The organism is Nitrosomonas sp. Nm58 (genome assembly GCF_900107335.1).
Classification (GTDB): Bacteria; Pseudomonadota; Gammaproteobacteria; order Burkholderiales; family Nitrosomonadaceae; genus Nitrosomonas.
Genome location: NZ_FNPQ01000017.1, coordinates 14819 through 34931, shown reverse-complemented (window position 1 = coordinate 34931; position 20113 = coordinate 14819). Strand labels below are relative to the sequence as shown.

17 protein-coding genes are annotated in these 20113 nt (G+C 47.6%); 10 read left to right on the top strand and 7 right to left on the bottom strand.

The annotated features are described in order from the left end of the window. Nucleotides 1-15: 15 nt before the first annotated feature. Nucleotides 16-2751 carry a DNA polymerase I gene (gene polA, locus BLW34_RS08220; protein WP_090578110.1) on the bottom strand — a complete coding sequence of 912 codons (2736 nt, stop codon included), beginning with the start codon at nucleotides 2749-2751 and terminating at the stop codon, nucleotides 16-18. A 16-nt stretch (nucleotides 2752-2767) separates the two neighbouring features. Here polA and BLW34_RS08215 point away from each other — a divergent pair, with 16 nt between their 5' ends. From BLW34_RS08215 to BLW34_RS08200, 4 genes are all read left to right on the top strand, one after another. Continuing rightward, nucleotides 2768-3487: an LOG family protein gene (locus BLW34_RS08215; protein WP_090541660.1), complete on the top strand. Its 720-nt coding sequence runs from the start codon at nucleotides 2768-2770 to the stop codon at nucleotides 3485-3487. A 52-nt stretch (nucleotides 3488-3539) separates the two neighbouring features. Continuing rightward, nucleotides 3540-3914, top strand: a complete 375-nt coding sequence (locus BLW34_RS08210) for a DUF2782 domain-containing protein (RefSeq protein ID WP_090578107.1) — start codon at nucleotides 3540-3542, stop codon at nucleotides 3912-3914. Between the two features lie 82 nt (nucleotides 3915-3996). Then, complete coding sequence (locus BLW34_RS08205) at nucleotides 3997-4950, top strand: homoserine kinase (protein WP_090578104.1); 954 nt, start codon at nucleotides 3997-3999, stop codon at nucleotides 4948-4950. 206 nt (nucleotides 4951-5156) lie between these two features. Continuing rightward, nucleotides 5157-5954, top strand: coding sequence for a BPSS1780 family membrane protein (locus BLW34_RS08200; RefSeq protein ID WP_090578101.1), 798 nt, complete (start codon nucleotides 5157-5159; stop codon nucleotides 5952-5954). 3 nt (nucleotides 5955-5957) lie between these two features. On the opposite strand, the gene BLW34_RS08195 is transcribed toward BLW34_RS08200, so the two are convergent. The 3 genes from BLW34_RS08195 to BLW34_RS08180 form a co-directional block, all read right to left on the bottom strand. Next, nucleotides 5958-8198 (bottom strand): UvrD-helicase domain-containing protein, encoded by a 2241-nt coding sequence (locus tag BLW34_RS08195; RefSeq protein ID WP_090578098.1) that lies wholly within the window; start codon nucleotides 8196-8198, stop codon nucleotides 5958-5960. A gap of 105 nt (nucleotides 8199-8303) precedes the next feature. After that, the gene (locus BLW34_RS08190) at nucleotides 8304-9173 is read right to left on the bottom strand and encodes a phosphoribulokinase (RefSeq protein ID WP_090578095.1); all 870 of its coding nucleotides are present in this window, start codon (nucleotides 9171-9173) and stop codon (nucleotides 8304-8306) included. 700 nt (nucleotides 9174-9873) lie between these two features. Beyond that, entirely contained in the window at nucleotides 9874-10671 is a 798-nt protein-coding gene (locus BLW34_RS08180) for a M48 family metallopeptidase (protein ID WP_090578205.1), read from the bottom strand. Between the two features lie 117 nt (nucleotides 10672-10788). Here BLW34_RS08180 and leuS point away from each other — a divergent pair, with 117 nt between their 5' ends. From leuS to BLW34_RS16890, 6 genes are all read left to right on the top strand, one after another. Further along, nucleotides 10789-13389, top strand: coding sequence for a leucine--tRNA ligase (gene leuS / locus BLW34_RS08175; protein ID WP_090578088.1), 2601 nt, complete (start codon nucleotides 10789-10791; stop codon nucleotides 13387-13389). Between the two features lie 119 nt (nucleotides 13390-13508). After that, nucleotides 13509-14081: an LPS-assembly lipoprotein LptE gene (lptE, locus tag BLW34_RS08170; protein ID WP_256203690.1), complete on the top strand. Its 573-nt coding sequence runs from the start codon at nucleotides 13509-13511 to the stop codon at nucleotides 14079-14081. Between the two features lie 40 nt (nucleotides 14082-14121). Next, nucleotides 14122-15141 (top strand): DNA polymerase III subunit delta, encoded by a 1020-nt coding sequence (holA, locus tag BLW34_RS08165; RefSeq protein WP_090578085.1) that lies wholly within the window; start codon nucleotides 14122-14124, stop codon nucleotides 15139-15141. Between the two features lie 254 nt (nucleotides 15142-15395). After that, complete coding sequence (locus BLW34_RS08160) at nucleotides 15396-15812, top strand: OsmC family protein (RefSeq protein WP_090578082.1); 417 nt, start codon at nucleotides 15396-15398, stop codon at nucleotides 15810-15812. A 334-nt stretch (nucleotides 15813-16146) separates the two neighbouring features. After that, a complete protein-coding gene (locus BLW34_RS08155; protein ID WP_143037889.1) occupies nucleotides 16147-17622 on the top strand; it encodes a VCBS domain-containing protein in 1476 nt (491 codons plus the stop codon). 214 nt (nucleotides 17623-17836) lie between these two features. Next, nucleotides 17837-18529, top strand: coding sequence for a LuxR C-terminal-related transcriptional regulator (locus BLW34_RS16890; protein WP_090541679.1), 693 nt, complete (start codon nucleotides 17837-17839; stop codon nucleotides 18527-18529). A 697-nt stretch (nucleotides 18530-19226) separates the two neighbouring features. Here the strand turns inward: BLW34_RS16890 and brnA are convergent. The 3 genes from brnA to BLW34_RS08135 are packed head-to-tail and all read right to left on the bottom strand — an operon-like array spanning nucleotide 19227 to nucleotide 20009. Then, entirely contained in the window at nucleotides 19227-19394 is a 168-nt protein-coding gene (gene brnA, locus BLW34_RS08145) for a type II toxin-antitoxin system BrnA family antitoxin (protein WP_256203689.1), read from the bottom strand. 15 nt (nucleotides 19395-19409) lie between these two features. Further along, nucleotides 19410-19703: an addiction module antidote protein gene (locus BLW34_RS08140; RefSeq protein ID WP_256203688.1), complete on the bottom strand. Its 294-nt coding sequence runs from the start codon at nucleotides 19701-19703 to the stop codon at nucleotides 19410-19412. A 15-nt stretch (nucleotides 19704-19718) separates the two neighbouring features. Next, on the bottom strand, nucleotides 19719-20009 hold the full coding sequence (locus BLW34_RS08135) for a type II toxin-antitoxin system RelE/ParE family toxin (RefSeq protein WP_090578072.1): 291 nt from the start codon (nucleotides 20007-20009) through the stop codon (nucleotides 19719-19721). Nucleotides 20010-20113: the final 104 nt, after the last annotated feature.

Below are 20113 nucleotides of genomic sequence, written 5' to 3'. Positions count from 1 at the left end.
CCACTTTCACAAAGATTAATGAGCTTGCTCCCAATTATTACCTACACCTACTTCGACTCGAAGGGGTACGTTAAGTTTGCCGACACTTTCCATTAAATCCGGCAATGCGTTTTTTACAATATCGACTTCTTCATCCGTCACTTCCAGCACTAATTCGTCATGAACCTGCATAATGAGTTTACTGTGCATTTTTTCCTTTATCAGCCATTCATGCACGGCAATCATGGCAAGCTTAATGATATCTGCTGCAGTTCCTTGCATGGGCGCATTAATCGCGGCACGTTCCGCTCCCTGTCTACGATTGTGATTGGAGCTGTTGATTTCCGGCAGCCATAACCGGCGACCGAATACGGTCTCGACATATCCTTTTTCCCTGGCCTGTACCCGGGTTCTCTGCATGTAATCAGCCACCCCGGGATAGCGTGCGAAATAACGATCGATATAAGCGCGTGCGGCGCTGCGATCAATCCCTAACTGGGTTGCCAGGCCAAAATCCGACATCCCATAGATGAGCCCAAAATTGATCACCTTGGCGTAGCGGCGTTGTTCCTGATCAACTTGATCGATCGGCACGCCAAACACTTCAGCAGCAGTGGCACGGTGAATATCTTCGTCTGCCGCAAATGCCTTGAGCAATCCTTCATCCTGGGAAATATGGGCCATGATGCGCAATTCAATCTGGGAATAATCTGCTGAAATAATACGACAACCAGCAGGCGCTATGAATGCTTCGCGGATACGCCGGCCTTCCTGCCTGCGTACCGGAATATTCTGTAAATTTGGATCGTTGCTAGCCAACCGCCCGGTTACGGCCACTGCTTGCGCATAATTGGTATGTACCCGCCCGGTGCTGCTATCCACCATTAACGGTAATTTATCCGTATAAGTCGATTTGAGTTTAGCCAGACCGCGATAATCGAGCAGAATCTTGGGTAACGGATAATCTAGCGCGAGTTGCTGCAATACGTCTTCATCGGTTGATGGGGAGCCTTTGGGTGTTTTCTTGATAACCGGCAATTTGAGTTGGTTAAACAAAATTTCCTGGATTTGTTTGGTTGAGTTCAAATTGAATACTTGGCCGGCAATCGAACAAGCCTGCTGTTCCAGCGCCAGTAATTGCGTTTCCAGTTCACGGCTTTGTGCTTGTAAAAGATCCACATCCAGCAGCACGCCATTACGCTCAATCTGAAATAATACAACTAGCAGTGGCATCTCAAGATGGCGATAAACATAGTCAAGTTGCGCCTGACTTTCAATTTCAGGGCATAAACACTGATGCAATCGCAGTGTAATATCAGCATCTTCTGCTGCGTAGCGAGTGGCCTGCTCAATCATCACCTGATCAAATCCGATCCGGCTCGCGCCCTTACCCGTGATTTCATCATAGGTAATCGTTTTTATACCCAAATGACGCAATGCCAGGCTATCCATATTATGCGATTGATGGGACTCCAGCACATAAGACTGCAGTAGCGTGTCATGGACAATACCATTCAGACTGATACCATGATTGGCAAAAACATGCTTGTCGTATTTCAGGTTCTGCCCGACTTTCAATTTTGCCGGATTCTCAAGCCAAGGTTTCATTTTGTTCAATACAAAATCAATATCCAATTGTTGCGGCGCACCAGGAAAGCGATGAGTGAGCGGCAGATAGGCCGCTTCACCTGCGTCAATACATAAGGAGATTCCTACGAGTTGGGCCTGCATTGGATTTAAGCTAGTCGTCTCGGTATCGAGTGAAACCAGTGGCGCTGCCTCACAGCGTGCCAACCATTGACTCAACTGCGCTTCCGTAAGAATGGTTTCATAAACAGGCGAAATCTCTCCTCCAGGCAAGTGCTCTGCTTGACGTTGTAGATTTGCCACCGAAATGGGATCTGAATGAGCAGAGTCCGGCTGCACATTTTGCTGCAGCTCTCGTAGCCAGGTTTTAAAGTCCAGATGTTCGAAGAGCGCTGCCAGTTTCTGAGTATCTTGCGACTTAATGATCAAATCATGTAAATCAATCGGCAGCATCACATCGCACTTAATCGTCAGTAATGTACGTGATATCTGCAGCCAAGGTAATGCCTTGCGCAGATTTTCTCCGACGACCCCGCTTATTTCACTGGCATGCGCGATGATATTATCCAAGGTGTCGTATTGTGTCAGCCACTTCACTGCTGTTTTAGGACCCACTTTCTCAACCCCTGGAATGTTATCTGCACTGTCGCCTACCAGTGCCAGGTAATCGAGTATCTGTGCAGGGATGACACCAAATTTATTCTGCACACCCGCTTCATCCAGGATTTCATTGTTCATGGTATTAATGAGTTTAATACCAGGATTGACCAATTGGGCGATATCTTTATCACCTGTTGAAATAATGCATTGCATGCCTGACTGATTCGCCTTTTTAGCGAGTGTCCCGATCACATCATCCGCTTCAACGCCTTCTATTATCAGCATAGGCCAACCCATCGCATCGATGCATTCATGCAATGGCGCAATTTGTTGAGATAAATCCGCAGGCATGGGAGGACGATGTGCTTTATAGTGCGGGTAAATATCGTCACGAAAAGTTTTGCCTTTTGCATCAAACACGCACGCGCTATAATCTGCATGATATTCCTTGTACAAGCGTCGTAACATGCTGAGCACACCGTAAATTGCGCCAGTTGGCTCATTTTGGCGGTTGCGTAAATCGGGTAGTGCATGAAATGCACGATATAAATAAGATGAGCCATCAACTAGCAAAAGCGTTTTCATCTAATAAAGGACCTCTATGAGTTTGCAAGAAAAACTAAGCGGCATCATGTCTCTTGAGAAACCCTGGTCAATAAGGGAATCATGGCGTGTCTTTGGTATTATGTCAGAGTTTGTTGAAGGCACAGAACGTCTTGAATATATTCAACCGGCAGTCAGTATATTCGGGAGTGCGCGCACTGAGCCGGATCACCCTTATTATAAATTAACTGAGGCCATCGCACGGCAATTGTCGGATGCAGGCTTCTCAGTTATTTCCGGCGGCGGCCCAGGCATTATGGAAGCAGCAAACAAAGGCGCCTATTTTGGCAAATCACCCAGTGTAGGGCTGAACATCCAGTTGCCTCATGAGCAGCACCGCAATGTTTATCAGGATGTCAGCCAATCATTTCGCCATTTCTTTGCCAGAAAATACATGTTCGTCAAATTTGCGACAGCTTATATCGTCATGCCCGGTGGATTTGGTACCGTGGATGAATTGATGGAAGCATTGACACTGGTGCAAACAGGTAAAACGAGGAAAATGCCCATTATTTTAGTGTGCTCAGATTTCTGGCGAGGCTTGCTTGACTGGTTTCAGCAAGTGCTCATTAATGAAGGTTATATTTCTCCGGAAGATATGAATCTGATTCAGATTATCGACGAGCCCGCGCAAATTGTCGATGCCATTTTTCAACATTATGAAACCTCTGGCTTTGAACCCACTCCCGCCGAAAGAGAAATTCAACTCAATTTATAACAATCTACTTTATTTCAGATAGAATGAACGCTACCAGCCGCTAGGAATCAGCATGCAATCCATAAAGACTATTCTATTTTTGTGTGCTATTTGGTATACGTGGTCAGTATCCGCACAATCCAATGAGCAACCAAAAGATTTACAACCCCTTCCCGAACTGCCTGATTTAGCGCCACGTGAGGAATCCCCGCTGCCTGACCTGGGGACCGACTCATCACTGGAACCGCAAGTGACAATTATCAAGGGTAAAGAAGAAACTGTGGAGGAATATCGGGTCAATGGTCAGTTATATATGATTAAAGTTATCCCTCGTATTGGTAAACCCTTTTACCTTTTAAATAAACGTAGTCCCGTAGGCGAGCCCCATCGAGGTGATCTTGAAGGTTATGGTGTGAACGTACCGATGTGGGAGCTTTACAGATTTTGAGGCCAAATAAAATCAGCATAAGAAAATAATCGCTACGTGAGGCTTAAATCTACCTATTGACGCTTTTTCTACCTGTTTATTCATGTCTGTCTTTACTCCGGTTACCCAGGAACAACTCTCAGTCTGGCTTCAAGATTATCCACTCGGTACCCTGATCAATCTTCAAGGTATCTCGTCTGGTATTGAAAATACCAATTATCTCGTTACCACAACGCTTGGCAAATACATTCTGACACTATTTGAAAAACTGACCGTTTCAGAACTCCCCTTCTACCTCAATCTGATGGCCCATTTATCAAATCGAGGTATTCCGTGTCCCAATCCAATTGCCACGCGCGAACAGAAACTGCTGGGTGAATTGAATGGCAAGCCAGCCAGCATCGTTACCTTTTTACCAGGTAAATCACTGACACATCCCACTCTTGGGCAATGCGCCGAAATTGGCGGAATGTTAGCCAGAATGCATTTATCTGGCTTATCTTACCCTGTAAAGATGGCCAATCCGCGCGGCTTAATATGGTGGAATGCTGCAGCAAAAGAAGTGATGCCGTTTCTCACCAGAGAAGAACAAACATTACTTAGTGAAGAGCTGCAATTCCAATCATTACATCGAACAGAAACTCTGCCGCGGGGAGTGATTCATGCCGATCTATTTCGCGATAATGTGTTATTTATTGATACCTCGATCGGCGGCATCATCGATTTCTATTTTGCGTGTAATGATACGTTCTTGTACGATCTTGCTATTACAATCAATGATTGGTGCGTATCTGAAGATATCGCACTGGATGAAATGCGCACACGGGCACTTTTGTCGGCATATCACCGTATACGCCCCCTCGTCAGCGAGGAGCACAAGGCATGGCCACAAATGCTGCGCGCTGGCGCATTGCGTTTCTGGATATCGCGTTTATATGATTATTATCTGCCTCGGGAAGGAGAGCTCACTCACCAGAAAGATCCTGGATATTTCAGAGAAATTCTGAAATATCACCTGGCTAATCATTCCAGATTGATGCAAATCTGGATTAGCTAATCGACTAAAAAATCTATGTACTGCCTTGATCTCCAGGCTTTACCAGAAAGGAAAGGGGAATAATGGAAATATTCCCCTAAATTTGATTCAACAGAATCATTTGCTTGATATCCACAGTCCCAGGAAATCTGTAAGTACTTCTGGAAAATGAATAGATTTTAAAATCAAATAACCCGTTACAAAATTCATTGGAGAAAACAAAATTGATGGAAGCTCGACAAGTTCGCGGTAGGCAAGGATTGCAATGGATACTGAGTGGCTTTTATTTGTTCCGCCTATCCCCTTTTGTATGGATATTACTGTGCCTCACCTTCCTACTAATTGCCATGACACTGGAATTTCTGCCCGTGCTGGGGAAATTCATTTTCACGCTCATTTCTCCCGTTTTTATGGCGGGAATCATGACAGGCTGCAGAAGTCTGGAGCAAGGTGATCAATTAGAGCTGGGTCATTTATTTCTTGGTTTCAAAAAGAATACCGTGCCGCTGATTACGGTAGGCGGATTTTATCTGATAGGCCAAGTGCTGATAATCGGCATATTCATGCTGATAGGAGGAAGCGCGCTGGTCGATATGTTACTTTATGGAAAAAGATTTGATGAACAGGAACTGATGGAAGTAATGGATAATGCCCTGTCTGCTTCATTGGCTGGATTGCTGCTGACAGTTCCGCTCATGATGGCGATCTGGTTTGCTCCGTTGCTGGTCATGTTCGAGAATATGCCTCCCATGATTGCCATCCGGAAAAGCTTTTTTGCCTGCCTGAAAAATATCATCCCCTTTCAGATCTATACCATCGCCCTCATCATACTGCTTTTCCTTGCCATCATGCCTTACGGGTTAGGACTCCCCCTATGGATCCCCACTGTATTTGCCTCAATCTATGTTAGCTACCAGGATATTTTTCATTCTGGGTCCATGTCTACCGGTAAAGAGGCTACAGAGGAAAAAGAAGAAATACAGAATAAAGAAAATACCGAAAGCAACCAGTCGCCCCGCGACTGACCCTCACTGCAACGGTGTCAATTTGGCATATTCCAGCAGGAGCCATTTGGTTCCTGCACGATTGAATTGAACCTGAACTCGCCTATCAGGGCCCTGGCCCTCATAGTTAATGATGACACCGGCTCCGAATTTTGCGTGTGAAACATTCTGTCCTATGCGCCAGCCGGATAGCTGTTCTGCTGAATCCCGAGACAACTTTTCCGTCACCCCGCCTCCGGCAGGAGACTGCCCCCATGAACTTCTGCTAGAGGAAAATCTAGCCTGCTCATTAGAAGATCGGTAAGAACCCATGTTAGCCTTTGATAGAGGCTGCAACCATTTCAGCAAATGCTCAGGGATTTCATCGATAAATCGCGAAGGAATATTGTAATGCGTCTGGCCATGCAGCATCCGGCTTTGCGAAAAACTTAAATATAATCGCCGCCGCGCACGCGTCGTAGCCACATACATCAGACGCCGCTCTTCTTCCACGCCATTCGCCTCATTGCGGCTATTGTCATGCGGAAATAACCCTTCTTCCAATCCACTCAGAAATACAGTGTGAAATTCCAGCCCTTTAGCTGCATGCACGGTCATGAGTTGCAATGCATCCTGGTGATTATCTGCCTGATGTTCTCCCCCTTCGAGTGAGGCATGGGAAAGAAATGCTACAAGACTATCATCTTCAGCTTCATGAACGAAACTGGTCGCTGCATTGATCAATTCATTGAGATTTTCCAGCCGCTCTGCTCCTTCACGTTCCGAGCTATAATGATTCAATAATCCGCTATGAGTCAGCATATAGCGGATTATCTCAGGCAAGGGCAAATCAGCGCACGCGTGCTGCATCGCCATGACCAGCGACACAAAATTCGGAAGTCCTTTTCTTGCTTTGCTCTCATCAGGGCTAACGGCTGTCTCGCCACTGCATTTCTTGAGCGCTGCGGCCCATAAGCTTATTTGATGCAATTTCGCTTCATCCTGCAATTGCTCCAGGCTGCGTACCCCAATGCCCCGAGGCGGGAAATTGATCACCCGTAACAACGCATGATCATCATCAGGATGCGCGATCAATCGCAAATAAGCAATCGCATGCTTGATCTCCTGGCGTTCAAAAAAGCGCATACCGCCATAAACTCGATAAGACAACGAGGCATTAAACAAGCTATGTTCCAGGACGCGTGACTGCGCATTGGATCGATAAAGCAAAGCGATATCGGAGAGCGCCACCCCTTCTGAATGCAGCGCCTTGATCTCATCCACGATAAAGGCCGCTTCATCAAAATCCGTCACAGCGTTATACACCCGCACGGGCTCGCCTTGTCCTTCAGCAGTCCACAAATTCTTGCCAAGACGCCCGCGATTGTTTTCTATCAGTGCATTGGCTGCTTCCAGAATATTGCCGTGGGAACGGTAGTTTTGTTCCAGCTTGATAATGCCCGAAACGGCAAAATCACGCTCGAGATCCTGCATATTTCCACTATGAGCACCGCGGAAAGCATAGATACTTTGATCATCATCCCCGACAGCAAATACGGCAGCCTGTTTTGGCGATCCCACACCTGCCAGCAGTTTGAGCCATTGATATTGTAACCGGTTGGTATCTTGGAACTCATCTACCAGTATATGGCTGAAACGATCACGATAATGATTTCGCAGAAGCTCGTTATCCGTCAGTAACTCGTAACAGCGCAACAGCAGCTCGGCAAAATCAACGATTCCTTCCCGCATACACGATACTTCGTAGGCACGATAAAATTCGAGCATATTGCGTGTAAAACTGTCATACACTTCAACCTGAGCAGCACGCCGCCCCTCTTCTTTTGCGTGATTAATAAACCATTGAACCTGGCGGGGAGGAAATGCCTTTTCATCAACGGCAAGATTTTTCAGAAGTCGCTTGATTACCGCCTGCTGATCGCCCATATCGAGAATCTGAAAAGTTTTTGGCAATCCCGCGTCCTGATAATGTGCGCGCAACATGCGATGGCATAACCCATGGAAAGTCCCGATCCACATTCCTTGCGTATTGATGGGCAGCATCGCAGCAATGCGCACGATCATTTCTCTAGCTGCTTTATTGGTAAACGTGACCGCAAGAATACCGTTTGGGCTAACTTGTCCTGATTGAATCAGATAGGCAATACGTGTTGTCAGCACCCGTGTTTTGCCACTCCCTGCTCCAGCCAGTATCAATGCCGACTGATGAGGTAAAGTGACAGCTTCAAGTTGCTGTGGATTCAATCCAGAAAGTAAGGAAGTCATAACTCAGAAGGAAGTGTTGCAGTGTACTCAGCTTGTACCTACCTGAGAGCGAATAATGAGGAGCTATCATAACGCTCACTCTCTTCCCAGGTAGGCTTTGTAAAACTATTGTTTACTTTTTGCGGTCAGATCCAGGATCAATGGCGTCAAAACCAATTCAATCGCCATGCCCATTTTGCCGCCCGGCACAACAATGGTATTGGGACGTGACATGAATGAATCATGAATCATATTCAACAGGAAAGGAAAATCCACAGATTTGTAATCGCGAAAACGGATCACCACCATGCTTTCATCCAGCGTCGGAATCTCACGAGCAATAAAAGGATTGGAGGTATCGACCGTTGGAACACGCTGAAAATTGATATGTGTGTGTGAAAACTGCGGAGTAATATAGTGCACATAGTCGTGCATACGGCGCAGAATAGTCTGTGTCACGGCCTCTGCTGAATAACCGCGAGCACTGGTATCACGGTGAATTTTCTGTATCCATTCCAGATTGACGATGGGAACCACGCCCACGAGAAGATCCACATATTTTGCCACATCCGCGGTATCGCTTTTTACACCGCCGTGCAGACCTTCATAAAACAAAAGATCGGTACCGGGCCCAATCGGTTTCCAAGGGGTAAAGGTGCCAGGTTTCTGATTGTAAGGGGCAGCCTCTTCTTCATTATGAAGGTATAGGCGGGTCATACCCGAGCCTGTTTGACCATATTCCTTGAACAGGACTTCCAGTTTCTCAAATTCATTGGCTTCTGGCCCAAAATGACTGATAGGGCGCCCGCCGCTTTTCTCTGATTCTGCTACTGCATTTCTCATGGCGTCCCGGTCGTAGCGGTGGAAACTATCTCCTTCCACGATAGCAACATTCAATTTTTCCCGACGAAAGATATGCTCGAAACTATTCTTAACCGTGGATGTGCCAGCACCGGATGATCCGGTCACGGCAATAACGGGATGTTTTTGCGACATTTTGCTACTATCTCCTTAAATATAAAAAACAATGCTAAATTTACCGATGATCTCTACGCCACTGGCAATAACCTTGTATGATACCTCCTTTCCACACTATTTTGACAGGTAATCACCTGAAAATATAAATTGGAAACAATCCGGAAAGCCCTGAATAAATCGTCCGACAGGATGAAGTAAAGGCAAATGGAGCACAGGAAGCGAGAAAACGAACGTAGCGAGTTTCGATAAAACGAACATATACTCGTCACACTTCAAAATTCGGTTTTTATCATCCTTCATCCGGCCTTCTCCCAGCGGGAAAAGGTATAGTTGCCAAATTTTGAAGTGCGCTAACCCGAATATTTCATAAATTCGCGTGATGATCACGCAGGATTTTGATTAATAGGGAGGTTTTGAGAAGGAGTGGTGTAGTGATTCATACACCCGATTGAGCAAAATCTTTCTTATTAATCAAAAGACAAGTGAGGGCACGTGCCAATTTATGAAATATTCGGGCTAAGTATCGTAATAAGCTTCAATAAAACGAATGTAGTGAAGCGCATCGTTCACGGTTGATGCGCCTCTCGTGCCCCGGCACGTTCCATAGCAACTAGCGTGGCAGGGTGAATAAGCAGCCGTCATCCACCCAGCATCACAACACTTTGTTCACGTCTTTCACGTCTTTCACGTCTTCCATCCATCTCTAGGAGATTGACGATCACTTAACACAACGAGGGCTCTTGCCTGCGGCCCTGGCTTGTTGTTGTAACCGCTGCGCCTGAGGTACCCGTGCCTGCAGATCCTGAATACGCGTAGCATGGGAAGGATGCGTTGAGAGAAACTCGACAGGTTGGCTGCCGTGGCTAGCTTGCGCCATTTTTTGCCATAGGATGACGCTTTCTGCAGGATTAAAGCCCGCTTTCGCCATGAGATCCAGCCCAATCGTATCGGCTTCACTCTCATGTAATCTGCTAAAAGGCATGATAACCCCATACTCCGCGCCGATCCCCAGTAAACTGATCGCAGTCTGGCCCATTGCTGTTTGCGGCGCTGCTACCGCTTGAATCAGGGCTATTCCTGCTTGCGCGCCTAATTGCTGCGACATGCGTTCATTACTGTGTCTGGCCAAGACATGACCTACTTCATGACCGATGACTGCAGCTAATTGATCCTGATTATCAACCAGATCTATCAGGCCGGTATGTACCCCAATTTTTCTACCTGGCAGTGCAAACGCATTCAGCGATGGATCGTCAAACACGACCACTTCCCATTCCCCTCCAATTTCACGCGTGATCGCATTGGCAATACAGCTTACAAATTGGTTGTTTTTGTTGTTATGGCTAATGGGTTTTTCCTTTTTCAAATTTTCAAAAGCCTGAAGCCCCATGCTATCCAGTTCAGCATCTGGCATAAAAGCCAATTGCGTTCTACCCGTTGGCGACGTGGCGCACGCAGTCAGAAAGAAGATAAATAGCAAGGTGCAAAACGGCTTTAAGTGTTGATTAATGATCATTTCAAAACCCTTCGATAAATATTCGTTAATTGAGGCTATCATGAGCGGTTGGAACGTATCAAGCGCATTTGTTCACGGTATAATCAGATCTTTCTTTACTGCCAGGAAATTCGTTACATGCAAGAAAAATATCACCCTCAGGAAATCGAACAAGTCGCACAACAACACTGGGAAGAGACTGCCGCATTCAATGTGACTGAAAACCCTGGCATGCCTAAATATTACTGTCTGTCGATGTTTCCCTATCCATCCGGCAAACTGCACATGGGACATGTACGTAATTACACGATAGGCGATGTATTGTCCCGTTACCACCGTATGCAAGGCTATAACGTACTGCAACCCATGGGCTGGGATGCATTTGGATTACCAGCTGAAAATGCAGCCATGCAGCATGGCGTTCCTCCAGCCCAATGGACATATGACAATATTGCCTACATGCGTAAGCAATTGCAAAGCCTAGGGCTGGGTATTGACTGGAATCGTGAAATCGCAACCTGTGATCCACACTATTACCGCTGGAATCAATGGCTATTCCTGCGCATGCTTGAAAAAGGCATCGCCTACAAGAAAACCCAGGTCGTGAACTGGGATCCCATTGATCAAACCGTATTAGCTAATGAACAAGTCATCGATGGGTGCGGCTGGCGTACCGGTGCGCTGGTAGAAAAACGCGAGATTCCCGGCTACTACCTGGCCATCACCCAGTACGCCGATGAGCTGCTCAACGATCTGGACAAGCTGCCAGGGTGGCCCGACCGCGTCAAAACCATGCAGGCTAACTGGATTGGTAAAAGTTATGGCGTCGATATCATTTTTCCTGCTGATAAAAAATCTGGCACCCCTCAGGATCTCAAAGTGTTCACCACGCGCGCGGACACCCTGATGGGCGCGACTTATGTAGCGGTAGCCGCCGAGCACCCACTCGCACTCCATGCAGCAAAAGATAATCCAAAACTTGCTGAATTCATTGAAGAATGCAAACACGGCGCCACCATGGAAGCGGAACTGGCCACCCAGCAAAAGAAAGGCATGGATACCGGTTTATTCGTAATTCACCCGCTTACCGGAGAAAGCCTACCAGTATGGATCGCCAATTATGTTCTCATGAGTTACGGCGAAGGCGCTGTCATGGCTGTCCCGGCGCATGACGAACGTGATTTTGAATTTGCTACCCAATATGCCTTGCCGATTAAAGCTGTCATCAAACCCAAAGACGGCGATGCAGACACGGCACTGACTCAAGCCTATGTCGAGTACGGCATCACCTTCAACTCAGGAGAATTTTCAGGGTTAGAATTTCAAGCTGCGGTAGAGGCCATTGCAACCGCGCTGAAACACAAGGAACTAGGGGAAAAGCGGATGCGTTATCGTCTGCGCGATTGGGGCATCTCACGCCAGCGCTACTGGGGATGTCCTATTCCATTGATTCATTGCGATCATTGCGGAGTCGTTCCCGTGCCGGATGATCAACTCCCCGTCAGGCTACCGGAAGATATAGTGCCAGACGGATCGGGTAATCCTCTGGCAAAATCGCCGTCATTTTATGAATGCGCCTGCCCCCGGTGCGGCCAATCCGCACGCCGTGAAACCGACACCATGGACACGTTCGTCGACTCATCCTGGTATTACATCCGTTATACCTGCCCGGATCAGGGTTCCGCCATGGCAGATTCACGAGTGAATTACTGGCTACCGGTAGACCAGTATATCGGCGGGATTGAACATGCCATTTTGCATTTGCTTTATTCGCGATTCTGGAGCAAAGTCATGCGTGATCTCGGATTGATTTCCCTCGACGAGCCTTTCACCAATCTGCTGACCCAGGGTATGGTATTGAATGAAATCTTCTTCCGTAAAATGGATACCGGCCGTATCGCCTATTTCAATCCAGCTGAGGTTGACATTCATTTTGATGAAGCGGGTAAGCGGTTTGGCGCTGTATTGCATGCTGATAATCAACCCGTCGAATCGGGCGGTATCGGCACCATGTCAAAATCAAAAAATAATGGAGTGGATCCCCAGGAGTTAGTGGAATCATATGGTGCCGATACCGCACGATTGTTCATGATGTTTGCCAGCCCGCCTACCCAGACACTGGAATGGTCCGATACGGGCGTGGAAGGATCTTTCCGTTTTCTCAAACGTTTGTGGAGGCTCGCTTATAGCCACTTGCAACAAGGCGGCATCCCTGCCGGGCAGCTTCACGCCGACACGCTCCCGCCTGAACTCAAATCGTTGCGGTGCCAGCTTCACCAGACGATCGCCAAAGTGACCGACGATCTGGACCGCCGCCACACTTTCAATACTGCAATTGCTGCTGTGATGGAATTGATGAACGAGCTGGCCAAACTGCAAGCGACCGATTTAACAGCGCGTCAGCTCATGCAAGAAGCGCTGGAAAGCATTGTTCTGCTGCTGTCACCGATCGTTCCGCATATTTGCCACGCGCTCTGGCAGGCACTCAAGCCGGGTACGGAACTGCTCGATCAAGCATGGCCCAAGGCCGATCCTCAGGCGCTGCTCCAGGATGACATCGAGCTCGTTGTCCAGGTCAATGGTAAATTACGCGCTCAAATACGGGTCGCCAAAGACGCGGATCGCGCAACAATCGAACGCATCGCCCTGGATCATGAGCATATTCAGAAAACCATTGCAGGGCAGTCAGTGAAAAAAGTAATCGTCGTCCCCGGAAGATTGATCAATATTGTCGTTTAAGAATAATGCGTTGCCTTGAATTATTCGGGCTAATAAACAAAGATACTCAAATACTGGATTTATACTCATCGCACTTCGAAATCCGGCAGCTAGACCTTCTCCCGCTGGGAGAAGGCCGGATGAGGGATGATAAAAACCGAATTTTGAAGGGTGATGCGTATAAACTGGAAATAAGTGTTATCGATATTATGAAACCCATCCGTGCATTCCTTGCGATCACTCTTATGCTCGCACTCACCGCCTGCGGCTTCCATTTGCGCGGACAAATCACCGCCCTGCCATTTGATTCCATTCATGTCACCGCGCCGCCAGGCCATTCCATCAGAATAGATGTCGAGCGAGCTATTCGTGTCAGCACCAATGCAAAAGTTGTCAAAAAACCGGAAAAAGCTCAGGCCATCCTGCAGATCCTGAGCGCGGTTAATGAAAAGAAAATTCTGTCTCTTTCAATTGGCGGGCGCGTCAGGGAATTTCAGTTAGGCTATCGTATTTCCGCGCGCCTGATCGACTCCCAGGGTGCTGAAATCGCACCAGTTGAGGAGATCAACGTGACACGGGTGCTCCCTTTCCTGGATGAACAGGTTCTCGCCAAAGCAGCAGAAGAGGAAATGCTTTACAAGGACATGCAATCAGACGCTGTGCAGCAGATCATCCGGCGTATCGCCGCAATCAAGCCTCACCCGTCATTTTGAGAAAATGTTAAGTCTTGCATAACGCCAATCAAACTCATTTATGAGCATCAACCCCGATCAGCTTTCCCGTCACTTGCAAAAACAGCTCGCACCGCTTTATGCCATCGTAGGTGACGAGCAACTGCTCGCAATGGAAGCAGCGGACACGATTCGCGCTCATGCCCGGCAACACGGCTACGCCGAGCGGGATATTTTTACGGTAGACCACCGTTTCGACTGGTCGAATCTGCAACGATGGCGCTGCCAATCATCATTATTTGAAGAACGGCGGTTGCTCGATATCCGTATTCCTTCAGGCAAGCCTGGAAAAGAAGGCGGTCTCGCTATCGAAGCACTCTGTCAGAGCCAGTCTCCTGATACCATAACGCTCATAACGCTGCCCAAAATTGATAAACAGACCCAGACCAGCAAATGGTTTAAAGCGCTCGAGCATTCAAGCGTAATGATCGCCGCCGATCCGATAGCACACTCCCGGCTGGCAAACTGGATTGAGCAACGCCTCGCGCTACAAGAACAGCATATTGCGCCGGATGCCCTGCAATTTCTCGCAGACAAGGTGGAAGGCAATCTTCTGGCGGCCCAGCAGGAAATCAAGAAACTTGCTTTACTCTATCCGCCTGGCATGCTTTCTTTTGAGCACGTCAAGAATGCGGTGCTCGATGTTGCGCGCTACGATGTATTCAGCCTGTCTGAAGCCATGCTGACGGCGGATACCGTGCGCTACACCCGTATCCTGGAAGGATTGCAAGGTGAAGGCACGCCCCCTCCCCTGATTCTGAGTGCGCTGACTGAGCCCATTCGCACGCTGCTGCAAATTCACCAGGCAGTGGGTACAGGTAAGCCGCTCGCGCAAGCGTTAAAAGACGCGCGTGTCTGGAGTCAGCAGCAGAAAACCATGACAACTGCCGTAAAACGCTTGCCCCCTCGATTACTTTTACAGGCGCTTTTACACGCCGCAAGCATAGACAGAATGATCAAAGGCGTCGCCAAGGGTGATATTGGAAATGAATTACTGCAACTTGGATTGCGCCTCACGACCCGTCAATCTTTTGCGCACTGATATTTCCCGGGTTTCCGCCCGCGGGAACGATGAAATTGAATAGACGAATTTACTTAACCCGAATATTTCATAAATTCGCGTGATGATCACGCAGAATTTTGATTAATAGGGAAGTTTTGAGAAGGAGGGGTGTAGTGATTCATACACCCGACTGAGCAAAATCTTTCTTATTAATCAAAAGGCAAGTGAGGGCACGCGCCAATTTATGAAATATTCGGGTTAAGCTCTCTAATAAAAACACAGGAAAAAGACTGATGAAATCACGTATCAAATGGCAGGACGGCATTCATTTCACCGGCGAAACAGAAAGCGGCCATGCAGTCCAGATAGATGGCGCACCGGATATCGGTGGAAAAAATCTGGGACCACGCCCGATGGAACTAATCTTGCTGGGACTCGGCGGCTGCTCCTCAATCGATGTCATTCTGATTCTGCAGAAAAGCCGTCAGGAAATCACCGACTGCGTCGTGGAAATCGATGCCGCCCGGGCTACTGAAGATCCCAAGGTATTTACCGATATTCACCTGCACTTCATCGTAACCGGAAAAAACCTGAAGGCCCAACAGGTAGAACGCGCGATCAATCTCTCCGCAGAAAAATATTGCTCAGCCTCTATCATGCTAAAGAGCACAGTCAATATCACCCATGATTTTGAAATCGTTGAAGGATAGTTCTGCAAAATAGAACCGGATGAGTCGATTCTTGTCTGGTTCTGAAAACGCCTATTCAGTTCTTCCGCGCAACTGATCAATACACAAACGGGGTCAACCCAGAAAACCTCCCCTCAGACTCATTTAATAAATCTGAAATAACCGCTTTTTATCGGGCTGTTCCTTCCCTCACGGCACAACAAACTTCCACATAATCGCAAGCATAAGGTTTTACGTAGCGCTTGCCGCCAGACTCTGATTCATCTTTCGGGACAAAGTGAATCATTGCCTGGCTGTTCTGCTATTCCGCTATCGTCTGAACACTCTTGATCAACACACTCAATTGCGAACGATTATGAATAAATGGACTGCAATAAGTAATGCCATGATGCTGGTTATGATGCTGATATTTTCCTGCGTAGTCTCTGCGGCGATAATACGGCCACCCGGAGACACGACATCACCCGGTGGAGGCACTTCATCGGGAGGATCGTCAGGCAGTAGCACCGACACGAATCAGATTGATCATCTAGAGCTTGTCGTAACCGTGATAAAGAATGAAAAGCCGGAGGTCTCGGGAAGTCTGTTTGGTGAATTAGATGGCCTATCCCTCAGGTTACTGAATAGTCCGATCGGAAATTATGGTTTCCTGGATATTTCTGCAGCGGGCGGTTTTCGTTATGTTATGAAGAACGATCTGCCGCAGGTTCAGGCTTTGGGCCTCAACGATGTCGCACAAGAAACTTTTCTTTATCAGATTATTACTGCCAATGACAACACCATTGATGCCAAGCTGACTGTTTATATTCTTGGTAATCCCTCAGTATCTTTTGATAATGTCGAAATTGAGTTCAACAATAACTCCAATGAAGCAAGCCCGATTCATGCGGGAAACGCTTCCCAGATGGGGCAGTATATGCGCGGTCAGTTGACGAGTCCTGATGACCGGGACTGGTTCATAGTCAACAGCCTCGGTAACGAAATCATCAATCTGGAGCTCTGCCCGGAAGGCTCACAGTGCAAGGATGAAAAAGGCTGGGTAATGTACGTTCTCGATGCCGATAAATTTCAAAGTGAAGGCAATGAAGACAAAACTGTAACTCTCAGGACTTATATAGACCGCACCAATGAAACGCTATCTACCACTCAAGCAAATCATTTCTATTTACTTTACGACAAAGGCTTCTTCAATAATAGCCTGATTGGCATCATTGATCCCTGTTTCGGTGACCGGCGCACCCTGGATATTGGGGTAGGTCAACAACCCAAAAATTATCTGGTGCTGATCACCTCACCCTTATTCAGGAGTAGTAGTCTTGATCCTCAAATAAACAATGATGTGGAAGGATGCGGCGCTGGGGATGTAGTACTAGAAAGAGTGAAAGCTACTCTTCCTGGTGGAACTAGGATCATTGAACAGTTCATCACTCCATTCCCCTTCTCCGACGATCAATATACCCTGAGAGTCACGCGTACCGGCGCTGATCCCTTCGCTGTCCTCTCTCCCGATAGCGTAGCGTTCGATGCAGTCGGCCGGAAAGCCCATGTCGCCAGAATACGGGTAAATAATCAGTTATTTACTGCTGAACTGGAGCAGTTGAATACGCCGACAGATGCCAATACCTTAACCACGTTCGGCATCCGGTCGATCCAATCACTCAGCGAGCCGTTAACGGCAGATCCTTATCTGCCAACCTATAATCCGGTTAACCAGATCGTTAAATTTCCTCAAGTGCTCGATACTCAATCCGGTGCCGTGTATTCAGTTGAAATGCTCTATCAGCCCGAGAGTAATACGCTGAATCTGCTTAGAGCAGTGCCTGTCCATTAGATGAAGATGCGCTAACGTGCTCAGGTCGGGGTGATGAAGCGATCCATCACCCTTTCACCTGCCGCCCTTGAATTTCAGTATTCAATGCGCCAGACAGTAACCACCAGCGGGCATAGCGTCGCATGTGCCTCGTTTAATGTTTCAAGACCGGGAAAAAATAAGTCGTTATGTTAATAAATGACAACCTTAATCCAGTTGAACAGGAGAAACGATCTTGATTCTGCTTGCCAGTTCCTGCGAAGAAAAACTTGCTCATTGGAAGCAAGGATTATCGGATATTTCTACCCTGATCTGCCTGACCGATCTGGATTCTCTCTCACATGAACTGATCAGAAGATCCCCTCCCATCCTTCTGCTTGATCATGACTTACTCGGTATAGACAGCCTGCAGATCATTGAAAGCCTGCTGGTGCTGAGCCCTAAAACCCGGATCATATTATCTATCCACGGCCTTTCCGATGAAATGGAGTGGGCGTTATTTAAATCGGGAGTCAGGGGATTTTGCTTGGACACCATCGAGCCTGAACAAATCAAACGCGCCGTCAAGGCTGTCTGGCAAGGCGAACTATGGATCCGGCGTAAGCTGGTCCAGCACATGCAAAATGAGCTGGCCATAACCTTGCAGGAAAAAAAACAAATTGAACGCGCAGTAAATAGCCTGCTTGAAAATTTAACCCGGCGTGAATATGAAATCGCCATCCTGGTAGGACGCGGTGAAAGCAACAAGCAAATTGCCAGACAACTGGATATCACCGAACGAACCGTCAAGGCACACCTGACCGAGATATTCCGCAAACTGGCCATTTCAGATCGAATCAAGCTGGCCCTGCTCGTCAAGGATACCGCCGCCACATCGAATCAGACAGACATCGATCATGACAGCGACTACCCCACCATTTCTGTCTAATACAAAATTCAACCAGCATAGTAGGGTGGATAAGCAGCGCGTCATCCACCGCATGCTACTTGGTTAATGCCGAACTACCGGCGCAATCGCATCCCAGGCGGAACCTACTTCTTCACGGTTAACCCGAATATTTCATAAATTCGCGTGATGATCACGCAGGATTTTGATTAATAGGGAAGTTTTGAGAAGGAGGGGTGTAGTGATTCATACACCGACTGAGCAAAATCTTTCTCATTAATCAAAAGATAAGTGAGGGCACGTGCCAATTTATGAAATATTCGGGTTAATTGGGCACAGGTGAAAGACATGAGTAAAGCGTTGTGGGTGGATGACGCAAGCTTATTCACCGTATGAGTGATGATTGCCGATCAACGCTTATCCTTTATACGGCCAATAATCAGAAATCTTGGTTCAGCACACATAACGTGGTAGGGTGCGCGAGTACTAGGCACATCGATCACGAACGATGCGCTTCACTGCGTTCAGCACATCCTACGGTGCTACCCTACTGCGCTGATTTTCGAGATATACATGTCTTGGATAACGCTGTAGGATGTGCCGAGGCACGAGGCGCATCAATCGCGAACGATGTACTTCATTACGTTCAGCGCCTCCTGCGGCACTGAACAGATCTACTTGCCAGAGGCTACTTGCTCAAGCCGTTCAGCAAGCCAAATCTTGATGATGGACTGGCGCGTCACACCGAGCCGACTGGCTTCCCTATCGAGGATTCAATCATCCAATCTGGAAAATCCACATTGATTCTTCTCTGTTTTTGCAAAGGTCTACGCGCCTGTGAAAGATCCAGGACTGCAGTGATATCCTTGCCGCCATTAAAGTCGGCGTCAAATTGCTTAGCTTTCATATAAAACATAATCATTCAATGACGAGCAACCTCGACATGCAATCGTAACCCGAGTGCTTTGATGACTTTCAGGATCGTGGAAAACTCGGGGTTCCCATCAGCAGACAAGGCTTTATAAAGCCCTTCTCGAGCCAATCCGGTATCACGCGCAAGCTGGGTCATCCCGTGAGCACGCGCAATATCACCCAAAGCAGCGCGAATCAAGCTGCCGTCACCCGGATCTTCCTCAATGCAAGCGTCAAAATAGAGCGCCATATCTTCCTCGGTCTTGAGGTGGTCGATTACATCCCATTTTTTAAGTTTCATCATATTCATGACTGTCCCTTACAGTTTCCGCGCCAATTCAAGCGCGGTTTTGATATCATGCTCCTGCGTACTCTTATCGCCCCCCGCAAGCAGCACAACAACTTCAATACCCCGTTGCGCCAGATACACCCGATAGCCAGGACCGCAATCGATACGCAATTCAGAAACCCCCTTACCAATCGGCTTAGCGTCACCAAGATTCCCCTGCTCGACTCGCCGTAACCGGGCTTCGATACGCGCCTTGCCACGCTTGTCGCGTAGACTGGAAAACCACTCATCGAAAACATCTGTAGTGTAGATTGTTCTCATAGGACGACCGTATACCATAGTTTACAAATATGCAAGCGATAAAGCGCTTCAACCTAATGCCACATTCTTTTATGCCATATGCAGTTCAAGTCCAATGTGCCGAG

Bases quoted from the DNA above. Each gene is read 5' to 3' on its own strand.
- lptE (WP_256203690.1), top strand. From the start codon at position 13,509: ATGAGGGATGATAAAAACCGAATTTTGAAGGGTGATGCGTATAAACTG.
- BLW34_RS08155 (WP_143037889.1), top strand. From the start codon at position 16,147: ATGAATAAATGGACTGCAATAAGTAATGCCATGATGCTGGTTATGATG.
- polA (WP_090578110.1), bottom strand. From the start codon at position 2,751: ATGAAAACGCTTTTGCTAGTTGATGGCTCATCTTATTTATATCGTGCA.
- BLW34_RS08200 (WP_090578101.1), top strand. From the start codon at position 5,157: ATGGAAGCTCGACAAGTTCGCGGTAGGCAAGGATTGCAATGGATACTG.
- holA (WP_090578085.1), top strand. From the start codon at position 14,122: ATGAGCATCAACCCCGATCAGCTTTCCCGTCACTTGCAAAAACAGCTC.
- leuS (WP_090578088.1), top strand. From the start codon at position 10,789: ATGCAAGAAAAATATCACCCTCAGGAAATCGAACAAGTCGCACAACAA.
- BLW34_RS08195 (WP_090578098.1), bottom strand. From the start codon at position 8,198: ATGACTTCCTTACTTTCTGGATTGAATCCACAGCAACTTGAAGCTGTC.
- BLW34_RS08215 (WP_090541660.1), top strand. From the start codon at position 2,768: ATGAGTTTGCAAGAAAAACTAAGCGGCATCATGTCTCTTGAGAAACCC.
- BLW34_RS08135 (WP_090578072.1), bottom strand. From the start codon at position 20,009: ATGAGAACAATCTACACTACAGATGTTTTCGATGAGTGGTTTTCCAGT.
- BLW34_RS08140 (WP_256203688.1), bottom strand. From the start codon at position 19,703: ATGATGAAACTTAAAAAATGGGATGTAATCGACCACCTCAAGACCGAG.
- BLW34_RS08190 (WP_090578095.1), bottom strand. From the start codon at position 9,173: ATGTCGCAAAAACATCCCGTTATTGCCGTGACCGGATCATCCGGTGCT.
- brnA (WP_256203689.1), bottom strand. From the start codon at position 19,394: ATGAAAGCTAAGCAATTTGACGCCGACTTTAATGGCGGCAAGGATATC.
- BLW34_RS08160 (WP_090578082.1), top strand. From the start codon at position 15,396: ATGAAATCACGTATCAAATGGCAGGACGGCATTCATTTCACCGGCGAA.
- BLW34_RS08180 (WP_090578205.1), bottom strand. From the start codon at position 10,671: ATGATCATTAATCAACACTTAAAGCCGTTTTGCACCTTGCTATTTATC.
- BLW34_RS08205 (WP_090578104.1), top strand. From the start codon at position 3,997: ATGTCTGTCTTTACTCCGGTTACCCAGGAACAACTCTCAGTCTGGCTT.
- BLW34_RS08210 (WP_090578107.1), top strand. From the start codon at position 3,540: ATGCAATCCATAAAGACTATTCTATTTTTGTGTGCTATTTGGTATACG.